General features: G+C 64.2%; 1 riboswitch.

Annotated elements, in window-relative coordinates:
* Positions 1-310: 310 nt before the first annotated feature.
* Positions 311-472: riboswitch (cobalamin riboswitch) on the bottom strand. This riboswitch is flagged as partial in the annotation.

Here is a 472-nt window from a genome sequence, read left to right as displayed (position 1 = left end):
GGCGCTGCCCGCCATCCGGTCGGCCAAGCCCAACGTCAACAACAGCTCGGTCGCGGGCTGGTTGATCGAGACCGCGCGTTGTGGTGGGGACTTCACCGTGACGCTACGTCCGCAGTTCGTCAGCGTGACAGGATAACCAGGCGCGGACACTTGAGCGTCGATAGTATTCCCGGCCGACGAACCACATCCAGTCGTCAGCGACATTGCAAGCAGCAAAAGCGAAATGCTGCGAGTGCGATCAAACAAAGTGGAACCTTCCGATCCGGGACTCGAACGCGGAGTCCAGCTGGGTGCGGACCTCGCCGCGTGCAGCCGCGAAGCCGGGCCAGCAGGTGTTCGGACTCGGATTCATCCAGACGCAGCACCTTCCCAGCCCACGATCGGGCCAGTGGCCGGCCCATGTGGCCGTTGCTGCGCCTGTCCTCCATACCGCTGCGCGTCAGCTCCGGCCTTTCACCGGATTCCCTGACCC

It is taken from the genome of Streptomyces litchfieldiae (genome assembly GCF_031845365.1).
GTDB lineage: Bacteria > Actinomycetota > Actinomycetes > Streptomycetales > Streptomycetaceae > Streptomyces > Streptomyces litchfieldiae.
The sequence above is the reverse complement of the archived record's forward strand: the minus strand, read 5'-3'. Positions and strand labels throughout refer to the sequence as shown.